Source organism: Streptomyces sp. GLSS-08, from assembly GCF_056387915.1.
The window spans coordinates 487,878-513,780 of the sequence record NZ_JBWJAQ010000001.1; the positions used below are offsets into that span (position 1 = coordinate 487,878).

At 70.5% G+C, this 25,903-nt stretch carries 23 protein-coding genes; 18 read left to right on the forward strand and 5 right to left on the reverse strand.

Translation table 11 applies throughout. The features are described 5' to 3' along the window. Positions 1 to 3: 3 nt before the first annotated feature. The 3 genes from pgsB to AC0ZLC_RS01920 are packed head-to-tail and all read left to right on the forward strand — an operon-like array spanning position 4 to position 3,145. Positions 4 to 1,554 (forward strand): poly-gamma-glutamate synthase PgsB, encoded by a 1,551-nt coding sequence (pgsB, locus tag AC0ZLC_RS01910; protein ID WP_476750064.1) that lies wholly within the window; start codon positions 4 to 6, stop codon positions 1,552 to 1,554. Continuing rightward, on the forward strand, positions 1,551 to 2,033 hold the full coding sequence (locus tag AC0ZLC_RS01915; protein ID WP_358850423.1) for a poly-gamma-glutamate biosynthesis protein PgsC/CapC: 483 nt from the start codon (positions 1,551 to 1,553) through the stop codon (positions 2,031 to 2,033). Before pgsB ends, AC0ZLC_RS01915 begins: the two co-directional genes overlap by 4 nt. A gap of 32 nt (positions 2,034 to 2,065) precedes the next feature. Continuing rightward, positions 2,066 to 3,145 (forward strand): C40 family peptidase, encoded by a 1,080-nt coding sequence (locus AC0ZLC_RS01920; RefSeq protein ID WP_476750065.1) that lies wholly within the window; start codon positions 2,066 to 2,068, stop codon positions 3,143 to 3,145. A gap of 19 nt (positions 3,146 to 3,164) precedes the next feature. Here AC0ZLC_RS01920 and AC0ZLC_RS01925 read toward each other — a convergent pair whose 3' ends face one another. From AC0ZLC_RS01925 to AC0ZLC_RS01940, 4 genes are all read right to left on the reverse strand, one after another. Next, positions 3,165 to 4,382 (reverse strand): PucR-like N-terminal domain-containing protein, encoded by a 1,218-nt coding sequence (locus AC0ZLC_RS01925; RefSeq protein WP_476750066.1) that lies wholly within the window; start codon positions 4,380 to 4,382, stop codon positions 3,165 to 3,167. A 222-nt stretch (positions 4,383 to 4,604) separates the two neighbouring features. Next, positions 4,605 to 5,555 carry a hypothetical protein gene (locus tag AC0ZLC_RS01930; RefSeq protein WP_476750067.1) on the reverse strand — a complete coding sequence of 317 codons (951 nt, stop codon included), beginning with the start codon at positions 5,553 to 5,555 and terminating at the stop codon, positions 4,605 to 4,607. Positions 5,556 to 5,631: 76 nt separating this feature from the next. Beyond that, positions 5,632 to 7,191 carry a DUF6801 domain-containing protein gene (locus AC0ZLC_RS01935; RefSeq protein ID WP_476750068.1) on the reverse strand — a complete coding sequence of 520 codons (1,560 nt, stop codon included), beginning with the start codon at positions 7,189 to 7,191 and terminating at the stop codon, positions 5,632 to 5,634. A gap of 115 nt (positions 7,192 to 7,306) precedes the next feature. Then, complete coding sequence (locus AC0ZLC_RS01940; protein WP_476750069.1) at positions 7,307 to 7,939, reverse strand: hypothetical protein; 633 nt, start codon at positions 7,937 to 7,939, stop codon at positions 7,307 to 7,309. A 736-nt stretch (positions 7,940 to 8,675) separates the two neighbouring features. Here AC0ZLC_RS01940 and AC0ZLC_RS01945 point away from each other — a divergent pair. The 14 genes from AC0ZLC_RS01945 to AC0ZLC_RS02010 all read left to right on the forward strand — a co-directional run bounded on the left by AC0ZLC_RS01945 (position 8,676) and on the right by AC0ZLC_RS02010 (position 22,261). Further along, positions 8,676 to 9,686 (forward strand): ABC transporter ATP-binding protein, encoded by a 1,011-nt coding sequence (locus tag AC0ZLC_RS01945; protein ID WP_476750070.1) that lies wholly within the window; start codon positions 8,676 to 8,678, stop codon positions 9,684 to 9,686. 26 nt (positions 9,687 to 9,712) lie between these two features. Further along, positions 9,713 to 10,444 (forward strand): MlaE family ABC transporter permease, encoded by a 732-nt coding sequence (locus tag AC0ZLC_RS01950; protein WP_358850489.1) that lies wholly within the window; start codon positions 9,713 to 9,715, stop codon positions 10,442 to 10,444. 6 nt (positions 10,445 to 10,450) lie between these two features. Further along, on the forward strand, positions 10,451 to 11,257 hold the full coding sequence (locus AC0ZLC_RS01955; protein ID WP_476750071.1) for an MlaE family ABC transporter permease: 807 nt from the start codon (positions 10,451 to 10,453) through the stop codon (positions 11,255 to 11,257). 100 nt (positions 11,258 to 11,357) lie between these two features. Continuing rightward, complete coding sequence (locus tag AC0ZLC_RS01960; protein ID WP_476750222.1) at positions 11,358 to 12,566, forward strand: MCE family protein; 1,209 nt, start codon at positions 11,358 to 11,360, stop codon at positions 12,564 to 12,566. After that, positions 12,563 to 13,621 (forward strand): MCE family protein, encoded by a 1,059-nt coding sequence (locus tag AC0ZLC_RS01965; protein WP_476750072.1) that lies wholly within the window; start codon positions 12,563 to 12,565, stop codon positions 13,619 to 13,621. Before AC0ZLC_RS01960 ends, AC0ZLC_RS01965 begins: the two co-directional genes overlap by 4 nt. Continuing rightward, entirely contained in the window at positions 13,618 to 14,712 is a 1,095-nt protein-coding gene (locus tag AC0ZLC_RS01970; protein ID WP_476750073.1) for an MCE family protein, read from the forward strand. Before AC0ZLC_RS01965 ends, AC0ZLC_RS01970 begins: the two co-directional genes overlap by 4 nt. Continuing rightward, a complete protein-coding gene (locus AC0ZLC_RS01975; RefSeq protein WP_476750074.1) occupies positions 14,709 to 15,728 on the forward strand; it encodes an MCE family protein in 1,020 nt (339 codons plus the stop codon). The genes AC0ZLC_RS01970 and AC0ZLC_RS01975 overlap by 4 nt, the downstream gene beginning before the upstream one ends. Continuing rightward, a complete protein-coding gene (locus tag AC0ZLC_RS01980; RefSeq protein ID WP_476750223.1) occupies positions 15,728 to 16,978 on the forward strand; it encodes an MCE family protein in 1,251 nt (416 codons plus the stop codon). Before AC0ZLC_RS01975 ends, AC0ZLC_RS01980 begins: the two co-directional genes overlap by 1 nt. Further along, positions 16,975 to 18,273: an MCE family protein gene (locus tag AC0ZLC_RS01985; RefSeq protein ID WP_476750075.1), complete on the forward strand. Its 1,299-nt coding sequence runs from the start codon at positions 16,975 to 16,977 to the stop codon at positions 18,271 to 18,273. Before AC0ZLC_RS01980 ends, AC0ZLC_RS01985 begins: the two co-directional genes overlap by 4 nt. After that, complete coding sequence (locus AC0ZLC_RS01990) at positions 18,270 to 18,809, forward strand: hypothetical protein (protein WP_476750076.1); 540 nt, start codon at positions 18,270 to 18,272, stop codon at positions 18,807 to 18,809. The genes AC0ZLC_RS01985 and AC0ZLC_RS01990 overlap by 4 nt, the downstream gene beginning before the upstream one ends. Then, positions 18,806 to 19,567 (forward strand): hypothetical protein, encoded by a 762-nt coding sequence (locus tag AC0ZLC_RS01995; protein WP_476750077.1) that lies wholly within the window; start codon positions 18,806 to 18,808, stop codon positions 19,565 to 19,567. Before AC0ZLC_RS01990 ends, AC0ZLC_RS01995 begins: the two co-directional genes overlap by 4 nt. A gap of 25 nt (positions 19,568 to 19,592) precedes the next feature. Next, positions 19,593 to 20,132, forward strand: a complete 540-nt coding sequence (locus AC0ZLC_RS02000; protein ID WP_476750078.1) for a hypothetical protein — start codon at positions 19,593 to 19,595, stop codon at positions 20,130 to 20,132. A 48-nt stretch (positions 20,133 to 20,180) separates the two neighbouring features. Beyond that, positions 20,181 to 20,981 carry a hypothetical protein gene (locus AC0ZLC_RS02005; protein WP_476750079.1) on the forward strand — a complete coding sequence of 267 codons (801 nt, stop codon included), beginning with the start codon at positions 20,181 to 20,183 and terminating at the stop codon, positions 20,979 to 20,981. Positions 20,982 to 21,025: 44 nt separating this feature from the next. Continuing rightward, the gene (locus AC0ZLC_RS02010; protein ID WP_476750080.1) at positions 21,026 to 22,261 is read left to right on the forward strand and encodes a lytic transglycosylase domain-containing protein; all 1,236 of its coding nucleotides are present in this window, start codon (positions 21,026 to 21,028) and stop codon (positions 22,259 to 22,261) included. A gap of 60 nt (positions 22,262 to 22,321) precedes the next feature. Here AC0ZLC_RS02010 and AC0ZLC_RS02015 read toward each other — a convergent pair whose 3' ends face one another. Beyond that, positions 22,322 to 23,743, reverse strand: coding sequence for a non-reducing end alpha-L-arabinofuranosidase family hydrolase (locus AC0ZLC_RS02015; protein WP_476750081.1), 1,422 nt, complete (start codon positions 23,741 to 23,743; stop codon positions 22,322 to 22,324). 409 nt (positions 23,744 to 24,152) lie between these two features. Here AC0ZLC_RS02015 and AC0ZLC_RS02020 point away from each other — a divergent pair, with 409 nt between their 5' ends. Then, a complete protein-coding gene (locus AC0ZLC_RS02020; RefSeq protein ID WP_476750082.1) occupies positions 24,153 to 25,799 on the forward strand; it encodes a glycoside hydrolase family 27 protein in 1,647 nt (548 codons plus the stop codon). Positions 25,800 to 25,903 lie beyond the last annotated feature (104 nt).

The window sequence follows — 25,903 nt, forward strand, 5'->3', positions numbered from 1 at the left end:
AGCGTGCTCTATCTCTACTTCGTCCTGTTGATCGGCTGTCTGTTCCTGTTCGTCGCGGGCATCGTGGAGCAGCGTCGGCACTACGCCGCGCTGCACACCATCCCCTCGCGGGTGCTCGTCAACGGCATCCGCGGCAAGTCCTCCATCACCCGGCTCTGCGCGGGCGCGCTGCGGGGCGGTGACCTGATCACCGTCGCCAAGACGACCGGGACGGCGGCCCGCTTCATCCACCCCGACGCCACCGAGGAGCCGGTCTACCGCAAGTTCGGCATCGCCAACGTGGTGGAGCAGATCGGCATCGTCCGGCGGGCCGCCACGTACCGGCCCGACGCCCTCGTCATCGAGTGCATGGCCGTGATGCCGGCCCTCCAGGAGGTCAACCAGAGCAAACTGATCCGCTCCACCATCGGCGTGCTGTGCAACGTCCGCGAGGACCACCTCGCCGAGATGGGCCCCACCCTGGACGACGTGGCCCGGTCGCTGTGCCGCTCGATGCCCCAGGACGGCATCTGCGTCACCGCCGAGAAGGAGCGCTTCCACATCCTTCAGGAGGAGGCGGACGCCCGGAACTGCCAGTTGGTCTACGCCGACCCGGAGACCGTCAGCGACGAGGAACTGCGCGGCTTCAGCTGGTTCACCTTCAAGGAGAACGTGGCGATCGCCCTGGTCGTCGCCGAATTGCTCGGCGTGCGGCGCGAGGTCGCCCTCCAGGGCATGTACGACGCCCCGCCGGACCCGGGCGTGCTATCCGTGGAGCGTTATGCGGCCCCGGGCGGCAACCGGCTCGCCTTCGCCAACGTCTTCGCGGCCAACGACCCCGAGTCGACGCTGATGAACATCAACCAGCTGCTCGACCTCGGCGCCATCCGCCGCCCCCTGAACGTGGTGATCAACTGCCGCCCCGACCGCGTGGAGCGCAACGGGCAGATGGGCGAGATCATCCCCGACCTCCAGCCCGACCACGTCTTCGTCATCGGGCACCCGGCGAAGAGCGCCATCGACGCCATCCCCGCCGAGTGGCGGGACCGGGCGGTCGACCTGGGCGGCGAGAAGCGGTCCGCCGAGGAGTTCATGCCGGCCCTGCTCGGCCGCATGGCCGACGGCTCCTCCCTGGTGGCCATCGGCAACATCCACGGCCAGGGCGAGGAGCTGCTGGAGTACCTCGCCGAACTCCCCGCCGACGAGAGCGAAGCGGACGAGGAGACGCCCGGTCCCGTCGCCGCGGCATCCCCGGCGCAGTCGCCCCGCCTGGACCCGTTCGCCTCGTACCCCCCGGCGTACGAGGAGCGCTACCAGGCTTCGCGGACCCAGGAGATCCCGGTGGTCCGCATCCCGGCCCGACCGTCACCGCCGTACCCGCAGCAGTACGAGCCCCAAGCGCAGTACGCGCGACAGGAGCGGTACGAGCCCCACGAGCAGTACGCGCAGCAGGAGCGCCACGGGCCCCACGAGCAGTACGCCGACGCGCCGCGGCAGCAGCCGTACGAATCCGCCCAGCAGACCTGGCCGCCGCCCTACGACGAGCCGCACGACGACGCCCGGAGACCCCGTTGACCACCGCCGCACTGACCCCCGAGATGGCCGCCCTGGGTATCGCGATAGGGCTGTTCTTCTCGCTGCTGTGCTACCTCACCACCAATCTCTCGCCCGGCGGCATGATCACTCCGGGCTGGCTCGCCCTGACGCTGATCGAGGACGTCCAGCGGGCGGCCATGGTGGTCGGCGTCACCGCCCTCACCTACGGCGGCACCAAGATCATGCAGCGGCTGGTGATCCTCTACGGCAAGCGGCTGTTCGCCTCGGTGGTGCTGCTCGGCGTGCTGCTCCAGGGCACGGTGATGATCCTGCTCTCGCTGGAGTTCCCCCTGCTCTACGGCAACCAGACCCTCGGCTTCATCGTGCCCGGCCTGATCGCCTACCAGATGGTGCGCCAGCCCAAGGGCGCCACCCTGCTGGCGACCGGCACGGTCTCGCTCATGGCCTACATCGTCGTCGCCGCCGGGCTGCTGCTCGGCATCATGCCCACCGTCTGACAAGCCGCCCCAGAACGACCGAGGAGTAACCGATGGCAGGGAAGAAGAAGTCGCGGCCCGTCCTCTCGGGTCTGGTGGTGCTGGGGCTCGTCGCGACCTCCGGCTACCTCACCCTGGAACTGCGCAAGCGGGAGGCGCCCGGGGTGACGGATGTGCGCAACGTCGGCGTCCTGGACGGCGGCGAGGCCTCCGGTTCCGCCTCCGACGACAAGGGCGAGGCCAAGTGGTCCCGACTGGAGAACCCCGCGCGGTCGGTGCTGCGCGGCTCCGACGGCCAGATCAAGGCGGTGTTCACCGACGGGGCGCGCCTTGCCACACTCACCGGCCGGGCCCGCACCTTCGCCGAACCGGCCTCGACCTCCTCCAAGGTGTCCACCACGGACTGGGTGCGGCTGATGCCCAAGTCCTGGAAGAAGGGGGCCGAGAAGGAGAAGTGGTTCACCGACTGGTACGCCGAGTACCGGGACAGCAAGGAGGACGACCTCTTCGCCATCGCCTTCCAGTACGTGTCCGGCGCCCCGCAGAAGAAGGACGGACAGGGCACCGCCTACGCCGGTGACGCCGCCTTCGGACCGCTGAACACCACCGGCGCCGAGGGCGGCGACCTGCGCCTGGAGCAGTCCGACTTCTACGACTACCTCGGCCGGCCCTACCCCTTCAGGGACGGACAGACCGGCACCCCCGAGCCCCTGCGCGCCAAGTCCCTGGACTGCTCGGGCTTCATACGGATGGTGCTCGGCTACCGCACCCGCTACCCGCTGATGTCCTCGGACACCTCCGGCGACGGACTGCCGCGCACCGCCAACGGCATGGCCCGCTCCGACGAGGGCGTCGACGTGCTCCCGCTGACCGGGGTGACGGCCGACGACCGGCCGTCCGCCATCGACCAGCTCCAGCCCGGCGACCTCGTCTTCTTCAAACTGGACACCCGCACGAAGGACCGGCTCGACCACGTCGGCCTGGTGCTCGGCTACGACACCGAGGGTCACCTGATCTTCGTCTCCAGCCGCGAGGAGGTCAACGGCCCGACCATCGGCGACGTCGGCGGGGTCTCCCGGCTGGACGGCAACGGCTACTACGCCAAGACACTGCGCAGCGCCAAGCGGCTGTGAGCGTGCCGGCCCGCCGGCGTCACGGGCACGTACCCGCGTCGTCCTGCAGGTGCAGCGAGCGCAGAGCCGCCTCCAGCGCGAAGCGGTGATCCGGGTCGGTGAGGCGTTCGCCCAGGCGGGCGTCGAGGCTGCGCAGGCGGTAGCGGACCGTCTGGGCGTGCACCCCGAGCATGTCACCGACCTGTTCGGCCGGCGCCCGGGTCGAGATGTGCACCCGGAGCGTCTCCACCAGCCGCTCGCGCCGGCTGGCCGGCAGACCGGCCAGCGGGGCCAGTTCGCGGGCGGCGACCTGGCGCACCAACGGCGGGTCCGAGAGCAGCCAGAGGGTGGTGAGGTGGTCCTCGCAGCGGACGACGGGGGCGTCGGGGACGATGCCGTCGTCGATGAGCTGGAGGACTCGGCGGGCCCAGCGGAAGGAGTCGGCCGCCTGTGCCGTCGGCAGCGTCAGACCGACGACGGCACGGGTGCCGCTCAGTGCCCGGCCGAGCATGGCCTGGCGTTCGGGGGTCAGTGGACCGGGGACCAGGAGGTGCGGATGCGGGGCGTCGAGTTCCGTGAGCACGTCACCGGCGAGCCCGGCCGTCTCGACGGGGTCGGGCACGGCAGAGCGGAACACGACCAGGGTGCACTCGGTCGGCAGGGGCCACGCCGCGGCCTCGCACAGGTCCGTGACGGTGGGCTGCGGCAGCGGCGGCGCCGCAAGAATCAGATGGAGCAACTGCCGTCTCAGCATGGTCACTTCGGAGGTGCCGCGGGCCTGCACCTCGCTGTACCCCTCGCGGGTCACCTCCGCCAGCTCCTCCACGTAGGCGAAGAGGGCGTCGGCGAAGGCGAGGATGAGCGTGGGCGAGAGGCTGTACTGGCGGCCCACCGTCTGCGCGCGCCGCAGGGCGATGCGGGCTCCCAGCCGGTACGCGCCCTGGAGGGACTCCAGGTCGCGTCCCTCGTACGCCTCCACGCGGCCGAACCTGCGCAGCAGCGCGTCACGGAGCGTGGAGGGCTTGCCGGGTTCGGCGACCCGGTCGACGAACGCCGTGAGGGCCTGTTCCACGCCCTGCCGGACCGTGTCCGCGTTCGGTCCCTCGAGGAGGCGGCCGTACACGGGATAGGCGCGGGTGACCTCGGCCCAGATCTCCTTGACGAGACTGGGTAACTCCGGTCTCATCAGGGCGGCGAACCCGGTGGGCAGTGGGTCGAGCGGCTCACCGACTTCCGGTGTACGCGCGGGTGAAGGCATCCGTGGTCCCTCGCTCTCTGCTTGCCCGGGGGAGATCGCCAGCACGGACACCGAGGCCCCGAACGGGCGGGTTCGGCGTCCGGGCCGGACGAGGGACGCATGACGTCCTCGGCAGTTGAAAGTAGTTCAACTTCCGTAGCACGTACACACTTTGGGCACCGATTGGTCTGCTGAGGCGACTGTGTGCTGCCGAGGTGCCTCAGAACAGCCGCCTCACGGCCGTTACTTGACGGCGCTGTGCCAGTTCTTCGAGAGTTCCCTGCCCGCGTTCGGTGCGACGGTGCCCGGTGCTCCGAGAGCGGCGAGGGACGTGGTGGTGTTGTTGAGCGTCAGGCTGTTCTTGCCTGCGGCGGACGGCAGTCCTGTCTTCAGGTTCACCGCGGCGTCGATCAGGCCGAACAGTCCGAGTCCGCAGCCGCTGGCGCCCGGAACGGCGAAGGTGCTGTCGTTCTGTGTGGCACCCGCGAGATTGACGCGGCTCATCACGCCCTCGTCGTTCAGGTTGCCGGCCCCGTCGAAGAAGGTCAGCGAGAAGTCGGGGTAGTTCACGTTGCTCGGGCGGAGCACGACCGGCTTGGACGCCGTGCCGATGTAGCACTTGCTGCCCAGGAACGGGTTCTCCAGGTGGATGCGGACCGGGATCGAGACGATGGGCAGGTCGGTCAGGGCGCCGGCACTCTGGTTGAAGTCGGAGGGCGTGCCGACGGATTCCACGGTGGCCGTGATCTTGTTGAGGGTCGAGTTGGTGAGCTGGTTGCAGATCGCCGTGACCGCGGGCACGTTGCTGGGGCACATCAGGCCGAGCAGCCCGCCGGGCACGGTCGCGGAGTCGGCGATGAGCGCGCCGCCGGACGGTGCCACCACGGTGCTGCTGCCGTCGGAGTTCTGCACGACGCCTATCTGAAGGTTGGTGCGGCCGGTGGTCACGGTGGTGTTGCCCAGCTTGATGGAACCGCTGGCGGAGGAGGACACCACGCACTGCGGGGTCCGCTCCAGGCCGTCGGCGGCGACCAGCGCGGGGGCGTCGACGGGACACCGCGTGAAGGGTGCCCATTCGCCGTTCAGCTGAGCGGTGGCCGCGGTGGCCGTGCCGACCGCGGCGAAGGCGCCGACCGCGGTGGTCAGCGCGGTGACGACGGTGGCGGATCTGGCGGAGAGACGCAGGCGGGTCATGACGTGCCTTTCGTGACGGGAGGGTGGGTGCGGGGGTCGTCGAACGGTTCGGGTGCGGTTCAGCGTTCGGTGCGGTTCAGCGTTCGGGTACGGGAACCTTCAGGGGCTGGCGGTCCTCGGTGCACTCGTCGGGGTTGGGCACCTCGGCGACGGCGTAGCAGGTCTGGCCCTGCATCTGCTTGATGTAGTTGCCTGATCCGGAGACGGCCGCCGTGAACAGGCGGTCGAGGTTCTCTCCGGCGTTCCTGCATCCGCGGAAGGCGGGGACGGTGATCTCGCCGGTCAGCGGTCCGCCGGAGAGCAGCTGGTAGCCGGTCGCCGGCTCACCGGAGTTCTGCTCGCCACGCCCGTGCAGGACGAGATGGTCCCCGGGGAACTTGGCGCTGTCGGGCTCGGGCGACTTCAGCGGGCCGCTGGTGCGGCACGTCGGGCCGACGTTCAGCGGCGTGCCGTCGACCTCCAGTTTGATCACCCGTAGCACGAGCGGCACCCGGATGTACGTGTCGGTGCTGGTGAAGACGAAGTCGGTGGCGCCGAGCGAGTCGACCGTCAGCGGTCCGGCCTGTTCCAGCACCATCGTCGCCTCGGCCGGCATGAAGCGGAAGGTGAGGAAGGTCGCCTTGAACGGCAGGCTCTCCTTGCGGCCGTTGTTGTACAGGTCACCGGTGGAGTGCTGGCGGATGACGCCGCCGCTCCAGTCCGGGTACGGCTCGAACTCGGGCGATCCCTGTTCGAGCATGGTGCAGAACGGCGGGATGAGCGCCGCGGCGTTCTGCTTGCGTACGTTGGCGTACCCCGCGACGTAGGCGTTCAGCGACATCGGCCCTGCGGGGTAGCCGTCGTCGTACTTGCACGGTGGCGCCGCCGGGCGGGCGTCGGCCTCGGCGGCCGGCCGGTCCGCGACCTCCGGGGCGCCCTTGTCCTGGCCGCCCCCCGTGGTCCCCTCGTCCCGGCCCGGCGTGCCGGAGGGAGCGGCGGCCGACGGGGCGGTGGGTGAGCCGTCCGGTCCGCCCGGGTCGTCCCCGACCCTCACGGTGGCCAGCAGAGCGGCGGCGTCCTTGCCGGGCGTGCATTCCAGGGTGAGCGGCGCCGGGTCGCTGTCCGGAGCGGTTCCGGTCAGCGCCAGGTCCACGCCGAGGGCCCCCGCGGTGAAGGTCAGGTCGCCGTCGTCCTGACCGGTGACCGTGGGGACGTCCCCCGTGGTGGTCAGCGTCAGCGGTCCGGTCGCCGGGACCGGTTGCGGGTTCGCGGAGCCGCGCCACAGCGCTTGTGCGGTGGAGGCGCCCTGCGCCACGTCCACCGTGAGACGGGTGGCGGCCGAGACGGCGCCGGCCTCCTTCTCGGTGAGCTTCTTCACCGCCTCCTCGGGCAGTTCGAGGGAGGTCTCCACGTCCGTCGCCCGGATGGCCTGTCCCACATCGACCCGGGCGGGCAACGAAGCGGAGACGCGCAGGGCCGCGTCCACTGCTCCGGACGGCAGGGTGCAGGTGTAGGGCAGCGAGACGTCGACCGTCTGGTCGGCCGCGACGACAGCCCCGGCGGGCACCATGGCGGCGAGGACGACGAACGCGGCGATCGTGGCATTGCGGCCACGGGTGCCCGGCCGGGTCGCGCCCACCGTCAGGTGCAGTCTCATCACGTGGCTCCGCTCGGTCGGATCAGGGGCGTGCGGTCGTACGGGGTCCTGCGGGCCGACGACCCGGATGCGCCCGACCGGTGGTCCGGTCGGGCGCATCCGAGCACTGAACGACCTACGGGTTGGAACCCTTGATGGTCGGGATGGTGGTCGTGTTCGCGACCTTCACGGCGTAGTTGCCCTTGAAGGTCGGCTTGGTCGAGGTGGTGACGACCGTGCCGCACCCGGTCGCCGTGGTGACCGTCAGCTCACCGGAGACGCTGTTGACCGCGAGGATGCCGGTCGAGTTGGTGTAGGTGGCGGACGCCTTGCCGGCGACCTTGAACACACAGGCGCCGACGGTGATGGTCGCGTTCACGTTGCCGATGTAGCCCTTGGTCACGCCGGTCGCGGCGGTGTAGTCCTGGGCGACGACGGTCCACGGGGTGGAGGCCACGGTCGTCACGTTGCCGAGGACGCTGGTGCAGGGTGCGGCACTGGTACCGAAGTTGATGGCGGAGATGCTGGCGACCGTCGCGGGGTTACCGGTGGCGCTCGCCATCGTGCCGGAGGCGGAGGACGTCGTACACGTCATCGGGATGTTGGCCGTCAGCACGATGTTGCCGCTGTTGGTGGCCGTGAAGCTGGACGGCGTCGGGTTGACGGTCCAGACGGTGGACGGCACGGCCGACGACGGGCCGATGGCCAGACCGAAGGCGGCAGCAGCCCCACCCGCGATGACTGCGGTTCTCTTGAGGGTTTTCTTCATAACTCTCGGACGCTCCTTGTGGATTGACCGGCAGAGGGTGCACATCACCCGACAGAAAATTACGGGCTACTGGCTCCCGCGGCTCTGGATTCCTCGACCGCGCTCCGACGTTACTCGTGAGAAACATCGCAGAACAATGGCACAGCCCATGATTCTTTCCGCTCTTTACAGGACTGTTTCCCAGGTGAGCGGTCCACTCTCGGCCTTAGTCATCCGATGCCAAATCCACGCAGGACCCGGCTGGTTGGCCGAGCAGCTCCGCATCGGGCCTGCACGGTCCGCCCCAGGTACGCCGGAACCCCTGGATTGCTCATCGAGTGACAAAGTTCCGACCGTCTTTTGTCTCCTGGCACACACAACGGGTTTGGCCGAAGCCGGCCGTTCCAAAAACTCGGTGACTGGTATTGCCCGGCCAGGTTACTGAGCCGTAATGTTCCGATGCGCAGCTGCGGTCCAGGTCGGCGCCCCCTGCCGGCCGGACCCGTGACGGGCGGTTTCGGCCCCACCCTCCTTCAGGGCCGGATCCCCGTCAGCAGGGCCTCGTACAGCCGACCCCCCGGAGGTGCGAGGCCCTGCTGTCTCCGCGCAGACAAGTTCCGATCCGGTTTTTGTCTCCGTGGTGACAAAGTCGAGGAGCACCCCCGAGAGCGGGCTCCCTACCCATTGTCAACGAACGACAGAACCACCTAGCGTGCGCCACACGGTGCACACGCGACCTGCGCCTGCTGGAGGTGAAATGGGCATCGAAGTCGTGGTCGAGGGACTGACCAAGTCCTTCGGTCGGCAGAACATCTGGCAGGACGTGACACTGACTTTGCCTGCTGGGGAAGTGAGCGTCATGCTCGGTCCGTCCGGCACCGGAAAGACCGTTTTCCTGAAGTCGCTCATAGGACTGCTCAAACCGGATAGCGGCCGTGTCCTCATCGACGGGGTGGACATGGCGAACAGTCCCGAACACGAGATTTACGAAACCCGGAAAATGTTCGGGCTCATGTTCCAGGACGGCGCCCTGTTCGGCTCCATGTCATTGTTCGACAACATTGCCTTTCCGCTTCGCGAACACACGCGCAAGAAGGAGTCGGAGATCCGCCGCATCGTCATGGAGCGGATCGAGGTGGTGGGCCTGCTGGGTGCCGAGGGCAAGCTGCCCGGCGAGATCAGTGGCGGCATGCGCAAGCGCGCGGGACTCGCCCGTGCACTGGTGCTCGACCCGCAGATCATCCTGTGCGACGAACCCGACTCCGGCCTCGACCCGGTCCGCACCGCCTATCTGTCGCAGCTGCTGATCGACCTGAACGCGCAGATCGACGCGACGATGCTGATCGTCACCCACAACCTCGACATCGCCGCGACCGTGCCCGACAACATGGGGATGCTCTTCCGGCGCGAGCTGGTCACGTTCGGCCCCCGCGAAGTGCTTCTCACCAGCGAGGAACCGGTGGTGGCGCAGTTCTTGCGCGGACGCCGCGAGGGTCCGATCGGCATGTCCGAGGAGAAGGACGCCGCCACGCTCGCCGCCGAGGCGGCCGCCACCCGCGGCCCGGAACAACCCCGGGAGATCGTGCCCCAGTTGGAACCCTCCCCCGGACTCCCCCAGCGACGTGCCGTCGCCCGGCGGCGGGAACGGGTGCTGGGCATGCTGGACCGGCTGCCGCCGGCCGCCCGGGCCGCCATCGAGCGCACCTACGCGACGAGCGGCGCCAGCGCCCCCACCGTGCCGGTCCCCGTCTCGGGGGGCGGCGCGTGAACGCAGCACTGCGCCAGACCGGACTGATGTTCGCGCTGGCTGCCGAGGTGTGCCGGGCCGTGTTCCGACGGCCTTTCCAGTTCCGGGAGTTCGTCGAGCAGTTCTGGTTCGTCGCGAGCGTCACCATCCTGCCCTCCGCGCTGGTCGCCATCCCGTTCGGCGCGGTGATCGCCCTCCAGGTCGGTTCACTGACCGAGCAGCTCGGCGCCCAGTCCTTCACCGGCGGCGCCAGCGTGCTGGCCGTCGTCCAGCAGGCCAGCCCGCTGATCGTCGCACTGCTCATCGCAGGCGCGGGCGGCTCCGCGATCTGCGCCGACCTGGGTTCACGCAAGATCCGCGAGGAGCTCGACGCCATGGAGGTCATGGGCGTCTCGCCCGTCCAGCGACTGGTCGTCCCCCGCGTGCTCGCCACCATGGGCGTCGCCGTGCTGCTCAACGGGCTGGTCTCGGTGGTCGGCACCCTCGGCGGCTACTTCTTCAACATCGTCCTTCAGGACGGCACACCCGGCGCCTACCTCTCGAGCTTCTCCGCGCTGGCCCAGCTGCCCGACCTGTACATCAGCGAACTCAAGGCCCTCGTCTTCGGCTTCATCGCCGGCATCGTCGCCGCCCAACGGGGCCTGAACCCGCGCGGCGGCCCGAAGGGCGTAGGCGACGCCGTGAACCAGTCGGTGGTCATCACCTTCATGCTGCTCTTCTTCGTGAACATGGTGATGACGGGCCTGTATCTGCAGATCGTCCCCCCGAAGGGAGGCTGAGCGCCCGTGGCCTCCCCACTCGTCTGGCTCGACCGCTCCGGCGACCAACTCATCTTCTACGCCAAGACCCTGCTGTGGATCCCGCGCACCCTGCGCCGGTACTCCAAGGAGATCCAGCGGCTGCTCGCGGAGGTCGCCTTCGGCTCCGGCGGACTCGGTGTCATCGGCGGCACCGTCGGCGTGATGATCGCGATGACCGCGTTCACCGGCACCGTCGTCGGCCTCCAGGGTTACGCCGCCCTGGACCAGATCGGCACCGCGGCGTTCACCGGATTCGTCTCCGCGTACTTCAACACCCGGGAGATCGCCCCGCTGGTCGCGGGACTCGCCCTGTCCGCCACCGTGGGCGCCGGCTTCACGGCGCAGCTCGGCGCGATGCGCATCAACGAAGAGGTCGACGCTTTGGAAGGCATGGGCGTCCGCTCCAAGCCCTACCTGGTCAGCACCCGTGTCGTCGCGGGCGTGATCGCCATCATCCCGCTCTACGCGGTCGGGCTGCTCACCTCCTACGTGGCGTCCCGGTACATCACCGTGCTGTTCAACGGCCAGTCCCGGGGCACGTACGACCACTACTTCAACCTGTTCCTCTCCCCCACGGACGTGCTGCTGTCCGTGCTCAAGGTGCTGCTCTTCAGCGTGATGGTGATTCTGGCGCACTGCTACTACGGCTACCGGGCCGCCGGCGGACCTGCCGGCGTCGGTGTCGCCGTCGGACGGTCGGTGCGCCACGCCATCGTGCTGATCAGCGTGACCGACTTCTTCCTGTCACTGGCGCTGTGGGGCGCCACCACGACCGTGAAGGTGGCGGGCTGAGATGAGCGCGGTCCTGCTCCCCGAGGAGCGACGCGAGACCCGGCAGCCGCCGAAGCGGCGCCGACGGAGCTCGTCCACCGCGGTGCGGCGTTCGGCCGGCCTGGCGTTCCCGCTGGTGACGGCCCTGCTGATCTACGGCACGATCGCCGTCTACGACAAGAAGTTCGTGGACTTCGACCCGATCACGGTGGAGACCGGCAGCGTCGGCAACGAGATGCACCGGGGCGCCGAGGTGAAACTGCGCGGCGTGGTCGTCGGCGAGGTCCGCGAGATCAGCTCCGCGGGCGACGGGGCCCGGCTCGGCATCGCCCTGCGGCCCGGCGTCCTCGCAGACATCCCGTCGGACGTGCGCGCGCAGATGCTGCCGACCACCCTGTTCGGCGAACGCTACGTCGCCCTCGTACCGCCGGCCGCACCCTCCTCGACGCCACTGGCCGAGGGCGCCGTCATCCGGCAGGACCGCTCCGCCAGCGCCGTCGAGCTCCAGCAGGTGCTCGACGATGTCCTGCCGATGCTCACGGCGGTACGACCGGCCGAACTGTCCCAGACCCTGTCGGCCGTCTCCCAGGCGTTGGAGGGGCGCGGCGACCAGCTCGGCGCCACCCTCTCCCGGCTCGGCCGGCACCTGGCCCGATTCAACCCCCAGCTCCCCGCCCTCAACAGGGACCTCGAGGAACTCGTGAAAGTGAGCCACGTGTACGCCGACGCGGCGCCGGACATCATCACGGCGCTCACCGACTTCACCACCACGAGCGGCACACTCGCCGAGAAGGAAGGCGACCTGTCCCGGACCTTTGGCGCGACGACCCGCACCGCCGAGGACGTGACCACCTTCCTGCGGCAGAACAAGGACAACATCATCCGGCTCTCCGCGACGTCCCGTCCCACGCTGCGGCTGCTGGCCGAGTACTCCTCGGAGTTCCCCTGCACGCTGCGCACGCTCGCCGAGTTCGTCCCCGCGATGGACAAGGCGCTGGGCAAGGGCACCGACCGGCCTGGGCTGCACGTGGACGTGACCACCGACACGAGCCGCGGCGCGTACACCGCGGGCCGCGACACGCCCGTCTACGACTCCGGCGGTGGTCCGAAGTGCTACCCGGTGCCGTATCTCGGCGCGGCCGCCCGCCCCGCGAGCACGGTGTCCGCCGACGTCGAACAGGATCTCGGCCCGGCCAACTCCCCGCAGGAGAACGCGCTGGTGAACGAACTCATCGCACCGGCCACCGGGAAGAAGGCCGGTGACCTGCCCGACTGGAGCAGCCTGCTGGTCGGCCCCGTACTGCGCGGAACGGAGGTGACACTGAAGTGACCCGCCCCTCCGACGCGCACATCAGGCGCCGCCCCCTGACCGGGCCGCTCCTGAAATCGCTGATCTTCATCGTGGTCACCGCGCTGGCCACGACGATCCTCGGATACAGCGTCGCCGGTACCGGCGCCGGCTCCTCCGGCCGCACGTACCGGGCACTGTTCAGTGACGTCACCGGGCTGGTCGACGGCGACAGCGTGCGTATCTCCGGCGTGAAGGTCGGCGAGGTCACGGACGTCCGTGTCGTCGACCGCCGCACCGCCCGGGTCACGTTCACCGTGAGCGAGGACCGGACGCTGCCCCGCTCGACGACCGCGGCCGTGAAGTACCTGAACATGGTCGGCCAGCGGTACGTGGCCCTCGACCGCGGCACCGGCGGCCTGTCCGGGACACTCGCGGCGAACTCCACCATCCCGCTGAACCGCACCACGCCCGCGCTCGACCTGACCCTGCTCTTCAACGGGTTCAAGCCGCTGTTCGAGGGGCTGTCCCCGAAGGACGTCAACGAACTGGCCGGGTCCATCGTCCAGGTGCTCCAGGGCGAGGGCGGCACCGTCGACAGCCTGATGCGGCACATCGGCTCACTGAGCAGCACCGTCGCCGCCAAGGACAAGGTGATCGGCGCGGTCGTCACCAACCTGAACACCGTCCTGAAAACCCTCAACGACCGCGAGACCTCCTTCGACGACCTCGTCGTGACGCTGAAGGAGCTCGTCTCCGGCTTCAACGCCGACCGCAAGCCGCTGGGCCGGGCCGTCACCGCCGTGGGATCGCTGACCACGGTCACCGCCGATCTGCTCCAGGACGGCCGCGCACCGCTCAAGCAGGACATCAAGCAGCTCGGCCGGCTCTCGGACAACCTCGCCGACGGCACCCCCCAGATCGAGAACTTCCTCAACCGGACCCCGGCGAAGCTCACCACGCTGTCGCGGCTTTCGTCGTACGGGTCCTGGTTCAACCTCTACCTGTGCGAGGCGAAGGTGACCGGCGTGCGGACCTCCGACGGCTCCAGGCCGCCCACCGGGATCTCCGTCACGGAACCGAGGTGCGGCGCATGACAGCGCAGGTCCAGGGCCGCCGGCCCGCGCGACGCGCGCCCCGGATCAAGCCCGTGAAGGAACGCGACCCGGTGGCCGTGGCCCTCGTCGGCCTGGCCGCGCTGAGCGTCCTCGGCCTTCTCGCCTACAACGTGCGGGAGCTGCCGTTCATCGGGTCCGGCACCACGTACAGCGCCGACTTCAGCGAGGCGGCCGGTCTCAGGGACGGTGACGAGGTGCGGATCGCCGGGGTGAAGGTCGGCGAGGTCACCGGCGTCTCTCTCGACGGGGCGAAGGTCAAGGTGACCTTCGACGTGAAGGACGCCTGGATCGGGGACCGCACGACCGCCGCCATCGCCATCAAGACGCTGCTGGGCGACAAGTACGTGGCGCTCGACCCGCTCGGCGGGTCCCGCCAGAGCCCCGACGTGCGGATCCCGCTGTCCCGCACCACCTCCCCGTACGACGTCACCCAGGCGTTCCAGGACCTCGGCACAACCATCGACGACATCGACACGAAGCAGCTCGCCGCCAGCTTCGAGACGATCTCGCAGACGTTCGCCGACTCGCCCGCGCACGTCCGCAAGGCCGCGACCGGCCTCTCGGCGCTGTCCAGGACGGTGTCCAAGCGGGACCAGAAGCTGGCGGACCTGCTCAAGGGGAGCAACAAGTTCACCAAGACGCTCAAGGACCAGAAGTCGAGCTTCGAGACGCTCATCGACGACGGCGGCCCGCTGCTCGGTGAACTGACCGACCGGCGCGACGCCATCAAGGCGCTGCTGACCGGCAGCCGCAACCTGGGCAAGGAACTGCGCGGTCTCGTCGACGACAACGACAAGCAGCTCGGCCCCACCCTCAAGGCGCTCGGCCGGGTCACCGGGGTGCTGGAGGCCAACAGCGACCAGCTCGACCGGACGCTGGCTCTCGTCGGCCCCTACTACCGGCTCGTCGGCAACACCCTGGGCAGCGGTCACTGGTTCGACAGCTACCTGTGCGGGGTCGTCCCGCCGGAGTACCTGCCCGAACAGTCCCGGCCGAAGTCCGGCTGCGTGCCGCCCCGGACGACGGGCGCCGGGCAGTCGTCCGCGTCCACACAAGGGGGCCGGTCATGACCAGGCGCAGAACACTCCTCGCGGCCGGGGCCGCCATGGTGGTGCTGGCCGGTGGCCTCACCGTCACCACGCTGGCCGACGACTCCGGCGGCATCCGGCTGACCGCCTACTTCGACCGGGCCGTCGGTGTGTACCCCGGTTCGGACCTGCGCATCCTCGGGGTCCGCGTCGGTGAGGTGGAGTCCGTGCATCCGCAGGGCACCAAGGTCCGGGTACGACTTGAGCTCGACGAGGGCGTACACGTGCCCGTCGACGCGCACGCCGTCGTCGTCGCGCCCAGCGTCGTCGCCGACCGGTACGTCCAGCTGACCCCGGCCTACCGCTCCGGACCCCGCCTCGGTGACGACGCCGTGCTCGACGCGGCCGGCAACCGCACTCCGATGGAGATCGACCAGCTCTACGACCAGATCACCGAGCTGAGCAGGACTCTCGGCCCGGAGGGTGTGAACTCCGAAGGGGCCCTGAACAAACTGCTCGCCACCGGCGCCGCCAACCTCGACGGCAACGGCGCCGCGATCGGTGACACCGTCGAGCAGTTCGGCAAGGCGGCCAAGACCCTGGACGGCAGCAGTGACGACCTGTTCACCACCCTCAGCCAGCTCCAGTCGTTCACGACCATGCTGAAGAAGAAGGACACCGGGGTCCGCACCGCCCAGGAACGCCTCGACGAGATCGTCGGCTTCTTCGCCGACAACAAGGACGACCTGACCGACGCGCTGAAGGAACTCGGCATCGCCCTCGGTCAGGTCAAGACCTTCATCAAGGACAACCGGGGCGAGCTGAAGAAGAACGTCGACAAGCTCGTGCCCATCACCCAGGCGCTCGTGAGGCAGCGGGCGTCCCTGGCGGAGGCCATGGACGTGGCCCCGCTCGCCGCGGGCAACCTGGTGGCCGCCTACGACCCGGACACGCGCCGGCTCAACGGCCGCGCCGACCTCAACGAGATCAGCGTGCTGCCGCTGCCGGTCGCAGGCGACGGCGCCGCGTCGTCCTCGGCGGAAGGAGCCGCCCGATGATGCGCAGAAAGACACGTGCGGACTCGGCGGAGGTCAGCCGCGGCGCGAGCAGCGCGGGCGTCGTCACCGGCTCCAGCCTGCGTGGCCTCATCGCCGTCGGCCTCGGCCTCGTGCTGAGCGTCGGGGCCGCCGTGGTGGTGCTGCCCGGCTTCGACGGCATCGAGAACGTGCCGCTGCCCGGAGGCGCCGACCTGGGCTCCCACCCGTACCGCGTCACCGCCGACCTGGACGACGTACTGAGCCTGGTCCCCCAGGCCGCGGTGAAGGTCGACGACGTCGCCGTCGGCCGCGTCACCCGGATCGAACTGAACGACAACTGGTCGGCGCGCGTCACCCTGGAGATCAACGGGTCGGTGCGACTGCCCGCGAACGCCGGCGCCCGGCTGGAGCAGTCCAGCCTGCTCGGCGAGAAGTACATCCAGCTCGTGGCGCCGCCGAAGTCGGGCGCCACGGGACGGCTCGCCGAGGGAAGTGTCATCCCCGCCTCGCGCACCAACCGCAACACCGAGGTCGAGGAAGTGTTCGGCGCCCTGTCCATGCTGCTCAACGGCGGCGGCGTCAACCAGCTACAGACGATCACCACCGAGCTGAACTCCGCACTCGGGGGCCGCGAGCCACAGATCCGGTCGACCCTGAAACGGGTCGACAAGCTGGTCACCGAACTGGACAGGCACCGGGGCGACATCACCGGCGCACTCGACGGCGTCAACCGGCTGGCATCGACCCTCGCCACACGCAAGGAAGACGTCAGCACCGTCCTGACCGGCCTCTCCCCCGGCCTCAAGACGCTGGAGCACCAGCGCGGCTCCCTGCTGACCATGCTGCGCTCGCTCGACACGCTGTCCGACACCGCCGTCTCCACCGTCAACGCGAGCAAGGACGACATGATCGCCGATCTCAAGGCCATCGCCCCCAGCCTGAAGGCACTGGCCGACGCGGGGACCGACCTGCCCGACTCGCTGGAGGTCCTGCTGACGTACCCGTTCACCGACGAGGTGCTCAGCGGGGTGAAGGGCGACTACCTGAACGTGTATCTGACGATGACCGCCCCCAGGGACACGGTCGTCATTCCGCCGCTGATCCCCGCACAGTCGTCGCCCTCACCCACCCCGTCCCCCACAGCCGACCCGCCCGACGCGTCGTCGGAGCCATCCGCCCGCAAGGCGTCACCACTGCCGCTGCCGTCGGTCAGCACCGTGCAGTCGAGCCCCGGCCGGGCCACGGCCACCGGGGGAGGTGAGGACCGGTGATCACTCGGGCCGTCTGGTTGAAGAACATCGCCTTTCTCGCCCTGTCCGTCACCGTGCTCGGATTCCTCGGCGTCCGGTACGCCGACCTCGGCCGGTACGTCGGAGTCGCCGACTACTACACGGTGGACGTGGAACTCCCCTCCACCGGCGGCCTGTTCACGCACTCCGACGTCACCTACCGCGGCGTGTCGGTGGGAAGGGTCGGGCCGTTGGAGCTGACCGACGACGGAGTGGTGGCGCAGCTGCGCATCAAGAAGTCCGCACCCCGGATCCCCGCGGACACCAAGGCCGTGGTGGCAAGCCTGTCGGCGGTCGGCGAGCAGTACATCGATCTGCGGCCGGCCGGCGACGGCGGTCCCTATCTCGCGGACGGCTCCCATGTGGACCGCGCGGACACCCGGGTTCCGGCGCCCGTGACGGACGTCCTCACCAGCGTCGACGACCTCGTCAGGTCGGTGCCGCTGGACGATCTGCGCACGGTGGTCGACGAGTTCGGCAAGGCCTTCGAGGGCCGGGGCGACGACCTGGAGGTGCTGCTGGACAGCAGCACCTCGTTCGTCGACGCCGCCGACGACGCGCTGCCGGCCACGACGCGGCTCATCACCGACTCGGAGACGGTCCTGCGGACCCAGGCCGAGGAGGGCGACGCGATCCGGGACTTCGGCTCCGGGGCGGTCGAGCTGGCCCGCGCCCTCAAGGGTTCGGACACCGACCTGCGTCGGCTGCTCGCCACCGCTCCGGACGCCACGGCCCAGGTCAGCGGATTGCTGCGGGACGTCGATCCGAGCCTCGGCGTGGTCCTGGCCAATCTCCTGACCACCTCGCAGGTCGCCGTCACCCGGCAGCGCGGCGTCGAGGAACTCCTGGTGAGATACCCGGCGGCGGTCGCCGCCGGCGCCACCGCCGTCGACGGGGGAAAGCTCAACCTCGGTCTGGCGCTGACGTTCTTCAAGCCGCTGCCCTGCACCGAGGGCTACGGCGCCACCCGCTACCGCAACGGGCTCGATCTGGGGACGGCGCCAGCGCTCAACACCGGCGCGTCCTGCACCGCTTCCGCGTCGAGCGGCGTCAACGTCCGCGGCTCGGCGAACGCGCCGAGCGGGGGCGGCGTGCCGGCACCGGCCCGGCCCGGTTCGCTGCCGTCGGGTTCCTCGGCACCCTCCGCGACGGCGCGGGGCACCTCGCGGAACACCTCCGCGGCACTGCCCGGCGCCCTGGCCCTGCCCGACGCGGGTGACACCTCACCGAGCGGCATGGCCGGCCTCCTGGGCCTCCACACCGGGGGCGACCGATGAGGCGGGCCCGCGCGCTGGCCGGCGCGGGGCTGGCCCTGGCGCTCGCCTTCTGCGCCACGGGGGCATGGACGTACGCCCAGGCCCGGAGCGACGACACCCTCGCCTACGGGCGGGCACGGGACACCGCGCTGGACGACGGACGGCACGCTCTCGCCGTACTGAACACCCTCGACGCCTCGACGCAGAAACGCGCGGAGGTCGGCGTACGAGCATGGCGGACCGTCGCCACGGGACCCCTGCGCGACGAACTGGGCACCACCCGCGCGCGGCAGGGGCCCTCGGCACGCGGCACCGTCACGGAAGCCGCCGTGACCGCGCTCGACACCCGGGCGGGCACGGCGAAGCTGATCGCGACGGTACGGGTCGACGTCACGCCCGTCGGGTCGAGGACCGCCACCCCGGAACGCAAGCGGCTGGAGGCCGTCCTGGCGCGTGACGGCGACGGGCGGTGGCGGGTGCGGGCCCTCGGCGCCGTCCCGCGGGCGGGCGACGGCACGAGCGAGTCGCCCGCCCCGAGGAAGGGGGGTACGCGGTGAACCGGCTGTGGGGCGGGGCCCGGACCGCGTCGCGGGAGAACGCCGAGAACGCGGCGGCGGCCCTCGCGGACGAACCCTCGGAAACCACGTCCGCGGCGGCCACCCCGAGGTCCACGTCCGACGCGGCGGACACCCCGAGGTCCACGTCCGACGCGGCGGACACCCCGAGGTCCACGTCCGACGCGGCGGAACACCAGGAGACCGACGACGGGGGTGACACGCCCGGGGAACCCCACGACGGCCGGCGTACCGGTCTCGCAGCCGGCCGGCGCGGGATCGCTCTCCTCACGCTGGCGGTCGTCCTGCTCGTCACCGGCGCCGGATTCCTGTACGGGGCCCACCGGGTCCGGTCCACGCCGTCCGCCGAGAACCGTGCCCTCACCGACGCCGAGGCCACCAACCGCGTCGCCGGTGATGTCGACAACGCCCTGGCACGGATCTTCTCGTACACCCCGAAGGGCACCGAGGCGACCGAGGAATCGGCACGTTCGGTGCTCACGGGACGGGCCGCCCGGCAGTACGGGGAGCTGTTCGACCGGGTCCGGTCGGATCTGGCCGGGCAGAAGGTCAGCCTGACCACGGTCGCGGTCCGCACCGGCGTGGTCGACCTGCACGACGGAACGGCGAAGCTGCTCGTCTTCCTGGACCAGACCTCACGACGCGGCGACGCGAAGGAGAGTCACGCGGCCGCCCAACTGACCGTCACGGCCCGCTTCGAGAACGACCGCTGGCGCATCGCCGACATCCAGACCCGCTGACCCCAGCGCGAGACGGGAGCACCTGATGAGAAACCCGGTACGGGCCCTGACGGGACGACGGGCCGTACCCTCCGCGGCCCTCGCCCTCGCGCTGGTGGCCGGAGGCACCGCCGCATGGGCCGGCACCGACTGGTACCGGGCCGCGCACGACGACTCCGCCGCCTACGCGGTCCAGCGCGAGCAGGCACTGACGGCGGGCGAACAGGCCGTGCAGAACCTCAACACCCTCGACCACCGCAAGGTGGACGACGGCCTGGACCTGTGGGAATCCTCGACCACGGGTGACCTGCACGACCAACTCGTCGACGGACGTGCCGCATTCGCCAAGCAGGTGAAGGCCGCCGGGACGATCACCACCGCACGGGTGCTGTCCGGCGCCGTCACCGAACTCGACGAACGTGCGGGCCGCGCCCGCGTCCTGGTGGCCCTGCGCGTCACCGTCCGGGCCTCGACCGGCAGCACCGACAAGGACAGCCGCATGCTCGGTGAACTCACCCGCACGGGCGGCCGGTGGAAACTCAGCGGCCTCGGCCAGGCACCCGTGGGTTCGGCGGCGAGCGACTGAGCCCCGCCCGCCCCGTCACCCGGCCGCACCGAGAGGACCCCGCGCACCATGTCCAGCACCCGGCACCACATCAACCACCAGCGCCGCCGCCAGGCCCGTGCCGACCGGCCCCGTACCGCCACGGAGTCCGGCCCCGCGGCCGCCCCCACGGCGGGCAGCGTCACGCAGGACCCGCCGAGGCCGGCGGCCGAGGGGGCGCGCCGGTCCGTCCGGGTCCCGCCCCGCTCCCTCACCACCGTCGACGCCGCACCCCGCCAGGACACCGGGCCGGATGCCGACGACGCCCCGGACAAGCCCACGGACGCCACGAACCGTCCGCGCCGCTCCGCCTACGTCGTGGGCGCCCTGTGTGTACTGACGCTGCTGCTGGGCGGCTTCGCGGGGTGGGCGCACTCCCGGGCCGAGACGCTGCGGGAGCAGCCCGCACGCCATAACACCGCGCTCACCGACAGCGCCGCCACCAGCGAGATCAAGGGCCAGACCACGCGCGCGGTGGCCGCGCTCTTCTCGTACGACCACGCCGACCCGGCCGCCTTCGACGAGGCCGCTCGCAAGCTGCTCACGGGAAGGGCCGTCGCGCAGCACCGTGACCTCTTCGCAAAGGTGCGCGACCGCGCGGCCGAGCAGAAGGCCGTGATCACGACGACGGTCACCGACAGCGGTGTGGAACGGATCGACGGCGACCGTGCCCGGGTCCTCGTCTACGCCGACCAGAGCAGCGTCAGCACCGCCGCCAAGAGCGCCAAGACCGACGACCGGGGCACGTACGCGGGTGCCGTGCTCGCCGTGGACGTGGTGCGCCGCAACGGACGGTGGCTGGTCTCAGGCATCGACACGTTCGGCCGCTGACACCGCCCGCCGGTCGGCTCTCCCCCATCGACAGGAGCTTTGAGATGTCCGCACTGCGTCTGCCACGTCCGTCCGTCCGTACCCGCAAGGGTGTGCGGACGACCGCGATCGCCGTCGCGGCACTGGCGGTCCTCACCGCTTCCCGCGCTCCCGAGGCCGTGAGCGGCGGCACGGAGCAACGCGCCGCGCCCGCCGCCGATCAGGACGGCCCCGGCTGGACGGGGTCCGCGGCACCCGGGGCCGGCGGGCCGGGCGACGGCTCCTACCACACGGAACTCCCTCCGCTGGTGAGCCCGGACCTGCCCACGTCGGTCCGGCTCCCGGCCGTCTACGTCGCCCAGTCGGGCATCCCGGCGACGGTCCTACGTGCCTACCGGGCGGCCGAGACCGCGGTGGCCCGGACGGACCCGGGCTGCCGGCTGCCCTGGGAACTGCTCGCCGCGATCGGCAAGGTGGAGTCGGGACACGCCGGGGGCGGTGCCGTCACGGCCGATGGCACCACGCGCGGACGGATCGCCGGCCCGGCGCTCGACGGCGTCGGGTTCGCGCTGATCCGTGACAGCGACGGCGGGTCCCTGGACGGGGACACGGTGTACGACCGGGCGGTGGGTCCGATGCAGTTCCTGCCATCGACCTGGCACCACTGGGGTGCCGACGGCAACCACGACGGAGTCCGCGACCCGAGCAACGTCTTCGACGCGGCACTGGCCGCCGGGCACTACCTGTGCGCCGGAAGCCGCGACCTGTCGCGCCCCGGCGACCTCGACGCCGCCGTACTCGGTTACAACCACTCCGACGCGTATCTGCGGACCGTGCGGCAGTGGTTCGCCTTCTACCGCACAGGCGCGCACACGGTGCCCGACGGCAAGGGGGTCGTGCCGCACAGCCCGGGTGCGGGCGGCAGGACACCCGCGACCGAGCCGGCCGACGACGGTTCGGACGGCGGCGGCATCGTCGTCGGTCCCGACCCGTCGGAGTCCGGCAGCCCGACCGCCACGCCCCGGCCGACACCGTCGCCGGGCGGGACGCACGGCCCGACGACGACGCCGGCGCCGCCCGCCGAGTCCCCCTCCCCCACGCCCGGCCCGACGGACACGGCCACACCCACGGCCCCGGAGGAACCGACCCCGCCGACGGACTGCCCGACGGCCACGACGGCCCCGAGTCCCGGTCCCTCATCTCCCGAACCCGGCCCGGCCTGCCCGGGCTCCACCCCGTCCCCCACGCAGTCTCCGTCGCCGAGCGCGACAGCCGCGACGGAGACGGGACCTGCGCGCTGACACCGCCCGCCCGGACCCGGCGGACCGCACGGGCATCGCGGCCGCCGGGGATCGGAAAGGTCAGCGCTGCAGGGTCAGGACACCCGGCCGCCAGGGCAGTTGGTCGTAGGGGCCGCTCGCGGTGGGCGACTTGCCCTGGTAGAGGAACCGAAGGTTGCAGGGGTCGACGGTCATGGTCTGATCGGGGTTGTCGCGGACCAGGTCACCGTGGCTGATGTCGTTGGTCCAGGTGGCGCCGCTGTTGGCCTTGCCGGCGAAGGGGTTGCTCTCGGCGGCGGCCTGCGGGGTCCACGAACCGCTCAGGCTGGAGGCCGTGAACGAGCGGAAGTAGCGCCCGTTCGCACCCATCGCCTCAACGATCATGAGGTACTGGTTCTGGCCCTGGACCTTGTAGACCTGCACCGCCTCGAACAGGTTGGCCGTCGTGTCGCTCATGACCGTCGTGTACGACGAGCCGAAGCTCCCCGGGAAGTTCCCGATCGGCATGCTCGCCCGGTAGATCTTGCCGTTGTCACCGGCGAAGAACAGGTACATGTTCTGCCCGTCACCGATCAGGGTCTGGTCGATCGGGCCGGTGCCGGAGCCGGAGATGCTGCCGGTGAACAGCGGCTGCGGCGAGGACCAGCCCTGGGGGTTGGTGGGGTCGCTGGACGTGCGGTAGACGAAGGGCGACGCACCCCACTGGTACGCCAGCACCCAGATGTTCTTGGGCGCGAAGTAGAACAGCGTGGGCGCCACCGCCGCCTGGTTCATCCCGGTCTGGCCGGCCGACGCCATGTCCGACCAGTTCGTGAAGGGCCCGAACATCATCGAGCCGTACGACGATCCCGACACGTTCGACGCGTAGACCAGGTGCTTGCCGTTGTGCACCACGCTGGTGAAGTCCTTCAGCGAGGCCCACCCGTTCGCCGGCTGCGCCAGGACACCCGTCGACGTCCAGCGGTATGCCGAGGGAAGCGCGCACGTGCCGGGTGGGGTCGTCCCGGACAGGCCGGTCCACTTCTGGTTGCTGCCGCCGTTGCACGTCCAGATCTCCACCGCCGTGCCGTTGGCCGTACCGGCGCCCGTGACCTCCAGGCACAGCCCGGACTCCACGCCGACGACCGTGCCGTCGGAGTTCAGCCGCCACTGCTGGTTGGCACCGCCGGAACAGGTCCAGATCTGCACCCGGGTACCGGCCGCGGTGGCGTGGCCCGGAACATCCAGGCACTTGTTGCCGTACACGGTGAGCTGGTTGCCGTCCGTAAGCGTCCACTGCTGGTTGGTCCCGCCCCAGCAGTCGTAGATCTGCAGGTACGTGCCGTTGGTCTGGCCCGCGTCCGGCACGTCGAGACACCGGCCCGAACCGGCACCGCGCAAGGCGCCACTGGTGGCCGCCTGAGCCGGGTCGGCGACGAGCAACGCCGCCAGCGCGATCAGGACCGCGACCGTGGCGGCGAGCACCCCGGACAGACGCCCGCGGCTGAAACTTCTTCTGCGCATGAAGACTTCCCAAACCTCGATCAAGCGGTTCCGGTTGGCCTCGTCAGAGGTTGTCCGGACTGTCGGTGTGGTGCGGCGAACGGTCGTTCAAGCCGCTCGCGTTCGGGATATCGAATAAGGGTCGGCACATCGAGCAACCAGAACGATAGGGAACCGGTGGACGGCGTCAATACCTCTCGCAAGAATCGCGATGAGCCTCGAAACATTCGCAGAACTCTGCGGACGACGCGACGCAGGCCGAGCCGTCAAATGGCCAAGTATGAACGGCATTTGGCGCCGGAGCGAGGCTGCTTCCTCGGGTGGTGTTGACACAGCCGACCCCGCCCCTAACATCCGTGACACCAGATTTCCGAAAGATGTCCGAAGTTTCGAACGCTCTCGGGTGATTGCCGGGAAAAGGAGCCCCCAGGTGCCCAGACGAACAGGCGGACGACTGCTCCGCCTCCTCGCGACCGCCGTGCTGACGGTCACCGCGTCCGTGACCGCCTCCTCCCACTCCACCGCCACGGCCGCACCGGGCAGCCCGGCGCTCACCCCGCCGCTGGGATGGAACAGCTGGAACAGCTTCGGGTGCTCGATCACCGAGGCGCAGGTCCGCCAGGCCGCCGACGCGATGGTGTCCTCGGGGATGCGCGACGCCGGCTACCGGTACGTCGTGGTCGACGACTGCTGGTTCGACCCGCAGCGCGACGCGGCGGGCAACCTGCGGGCCGATCCGGCCAAGTTCCCGAGCGGGATGAAGGCGCTCGGGGACTACATCCACGGCAAGGGGCTGAAGTTCGGCATCTACCAGGTGCCCGGCGAGCGCACCTGCGCGCAGGCCACGGGCGGCTACCCGGGGTCCACCGGCAGCAGGGGCCACGAGACGCAGGACGCCGCCACGTTCGCCTCCTGGGGCGTCGACTACCTGAAGTACGACTGGTGTTCGTCGAGCGGTACCCGTGACGAGCAGGTCGCGCGGTTCACGCTCATGCGCGACGCCCTGCGGGCCACCGGGCGGCCGATCGTCTACAGCATCAACCCCAACAGCCTGCACGCCATCACCGGCGCCGCCTACAACTGGGGAGAGGTCGCCGACCTGTGGCGGACGACCGAGGATCTGCTGGACATCTGGCAGAACGGCAACACCAACAGCTATCCGATGGGCGTCGGCAACGTCCTGGACGTCACCGCGCCGCTGGCGGCGCAGTCCGGCCCGGGACACTGGAACGACCCCGACATGCTGGTCGTCGGCCGCCCCGGCCTGTCGACGACCGAGTCCCGCGCGCACTTCGCCCTGTGGGCGCTGCTGGGCGCCCCGCTCATGGCCGGCAACGACATCCGCACCATGTCCGCAGATGTGAGCGCGATCCTGCGCAACCCCCGGCTGCTGGCGGTGAACCAGGATGCGCTGGGCGCGGGCGGACGCAGGGTGCGCGACGACGGCGCCACCGAGGTGTTCGCCAAGCCCCTGTCGGACGGTTCGGTCGCGGTGGGCCTGTTCAACCGGGGCGGCGGCACCGCGACGGTGACCACGACGGCCGCCCAAGTCGGCCTTTCGGGCGGGCCGTTCACCCTCACGGACCTGTGGACCGGCGGCACGTTGAGCTCGTCCGGGCAGATCTCCGCGAGCGTCCCCGCGCATGGCGTGGCCACGTTCCGGGTGACCGGTGGCACCCCGCTGACCGCCGCCACCTCGCGTCTGCGGGGCAGCACGTCCGGCCGCTGCGTGGACGTGGACAACGCCTCCACCGCCGCCGGGGCCACCGTACTGCTCTGGGACTGCCACACGGCCGCCAACCAGCTGTGGACCACGTGGGCGGGCGGCGAGATCCGGGTCTACGGCGACAAGTGCCTGGACGCCTCCGACCGGGGCACCACCAACGGCACCCGTGTCATCACCTGGCCCTGCAACGGCCAGGACAACCAGAAGTGGACCCTCGGCTCCGACGGGACGATCCGCAACGTCCACGCCGGGCTGTGCCTCGACACCGACGGGGCGCGCACCGCCAACGGGACCCCTCTGGTCCTGTGGACCTGCAACGGCCAGGCCGGCCAACGGTGGCCCCGCGCATGAAGGACGGTCGGGCGGTGACCATGGCCGGCGTAGCCACCACCTGAGAGGTGCGGGCGAAGGAGGTGAGCCAGACAGGCGTGCGCCTTCGGCAGCACGGGCGATGC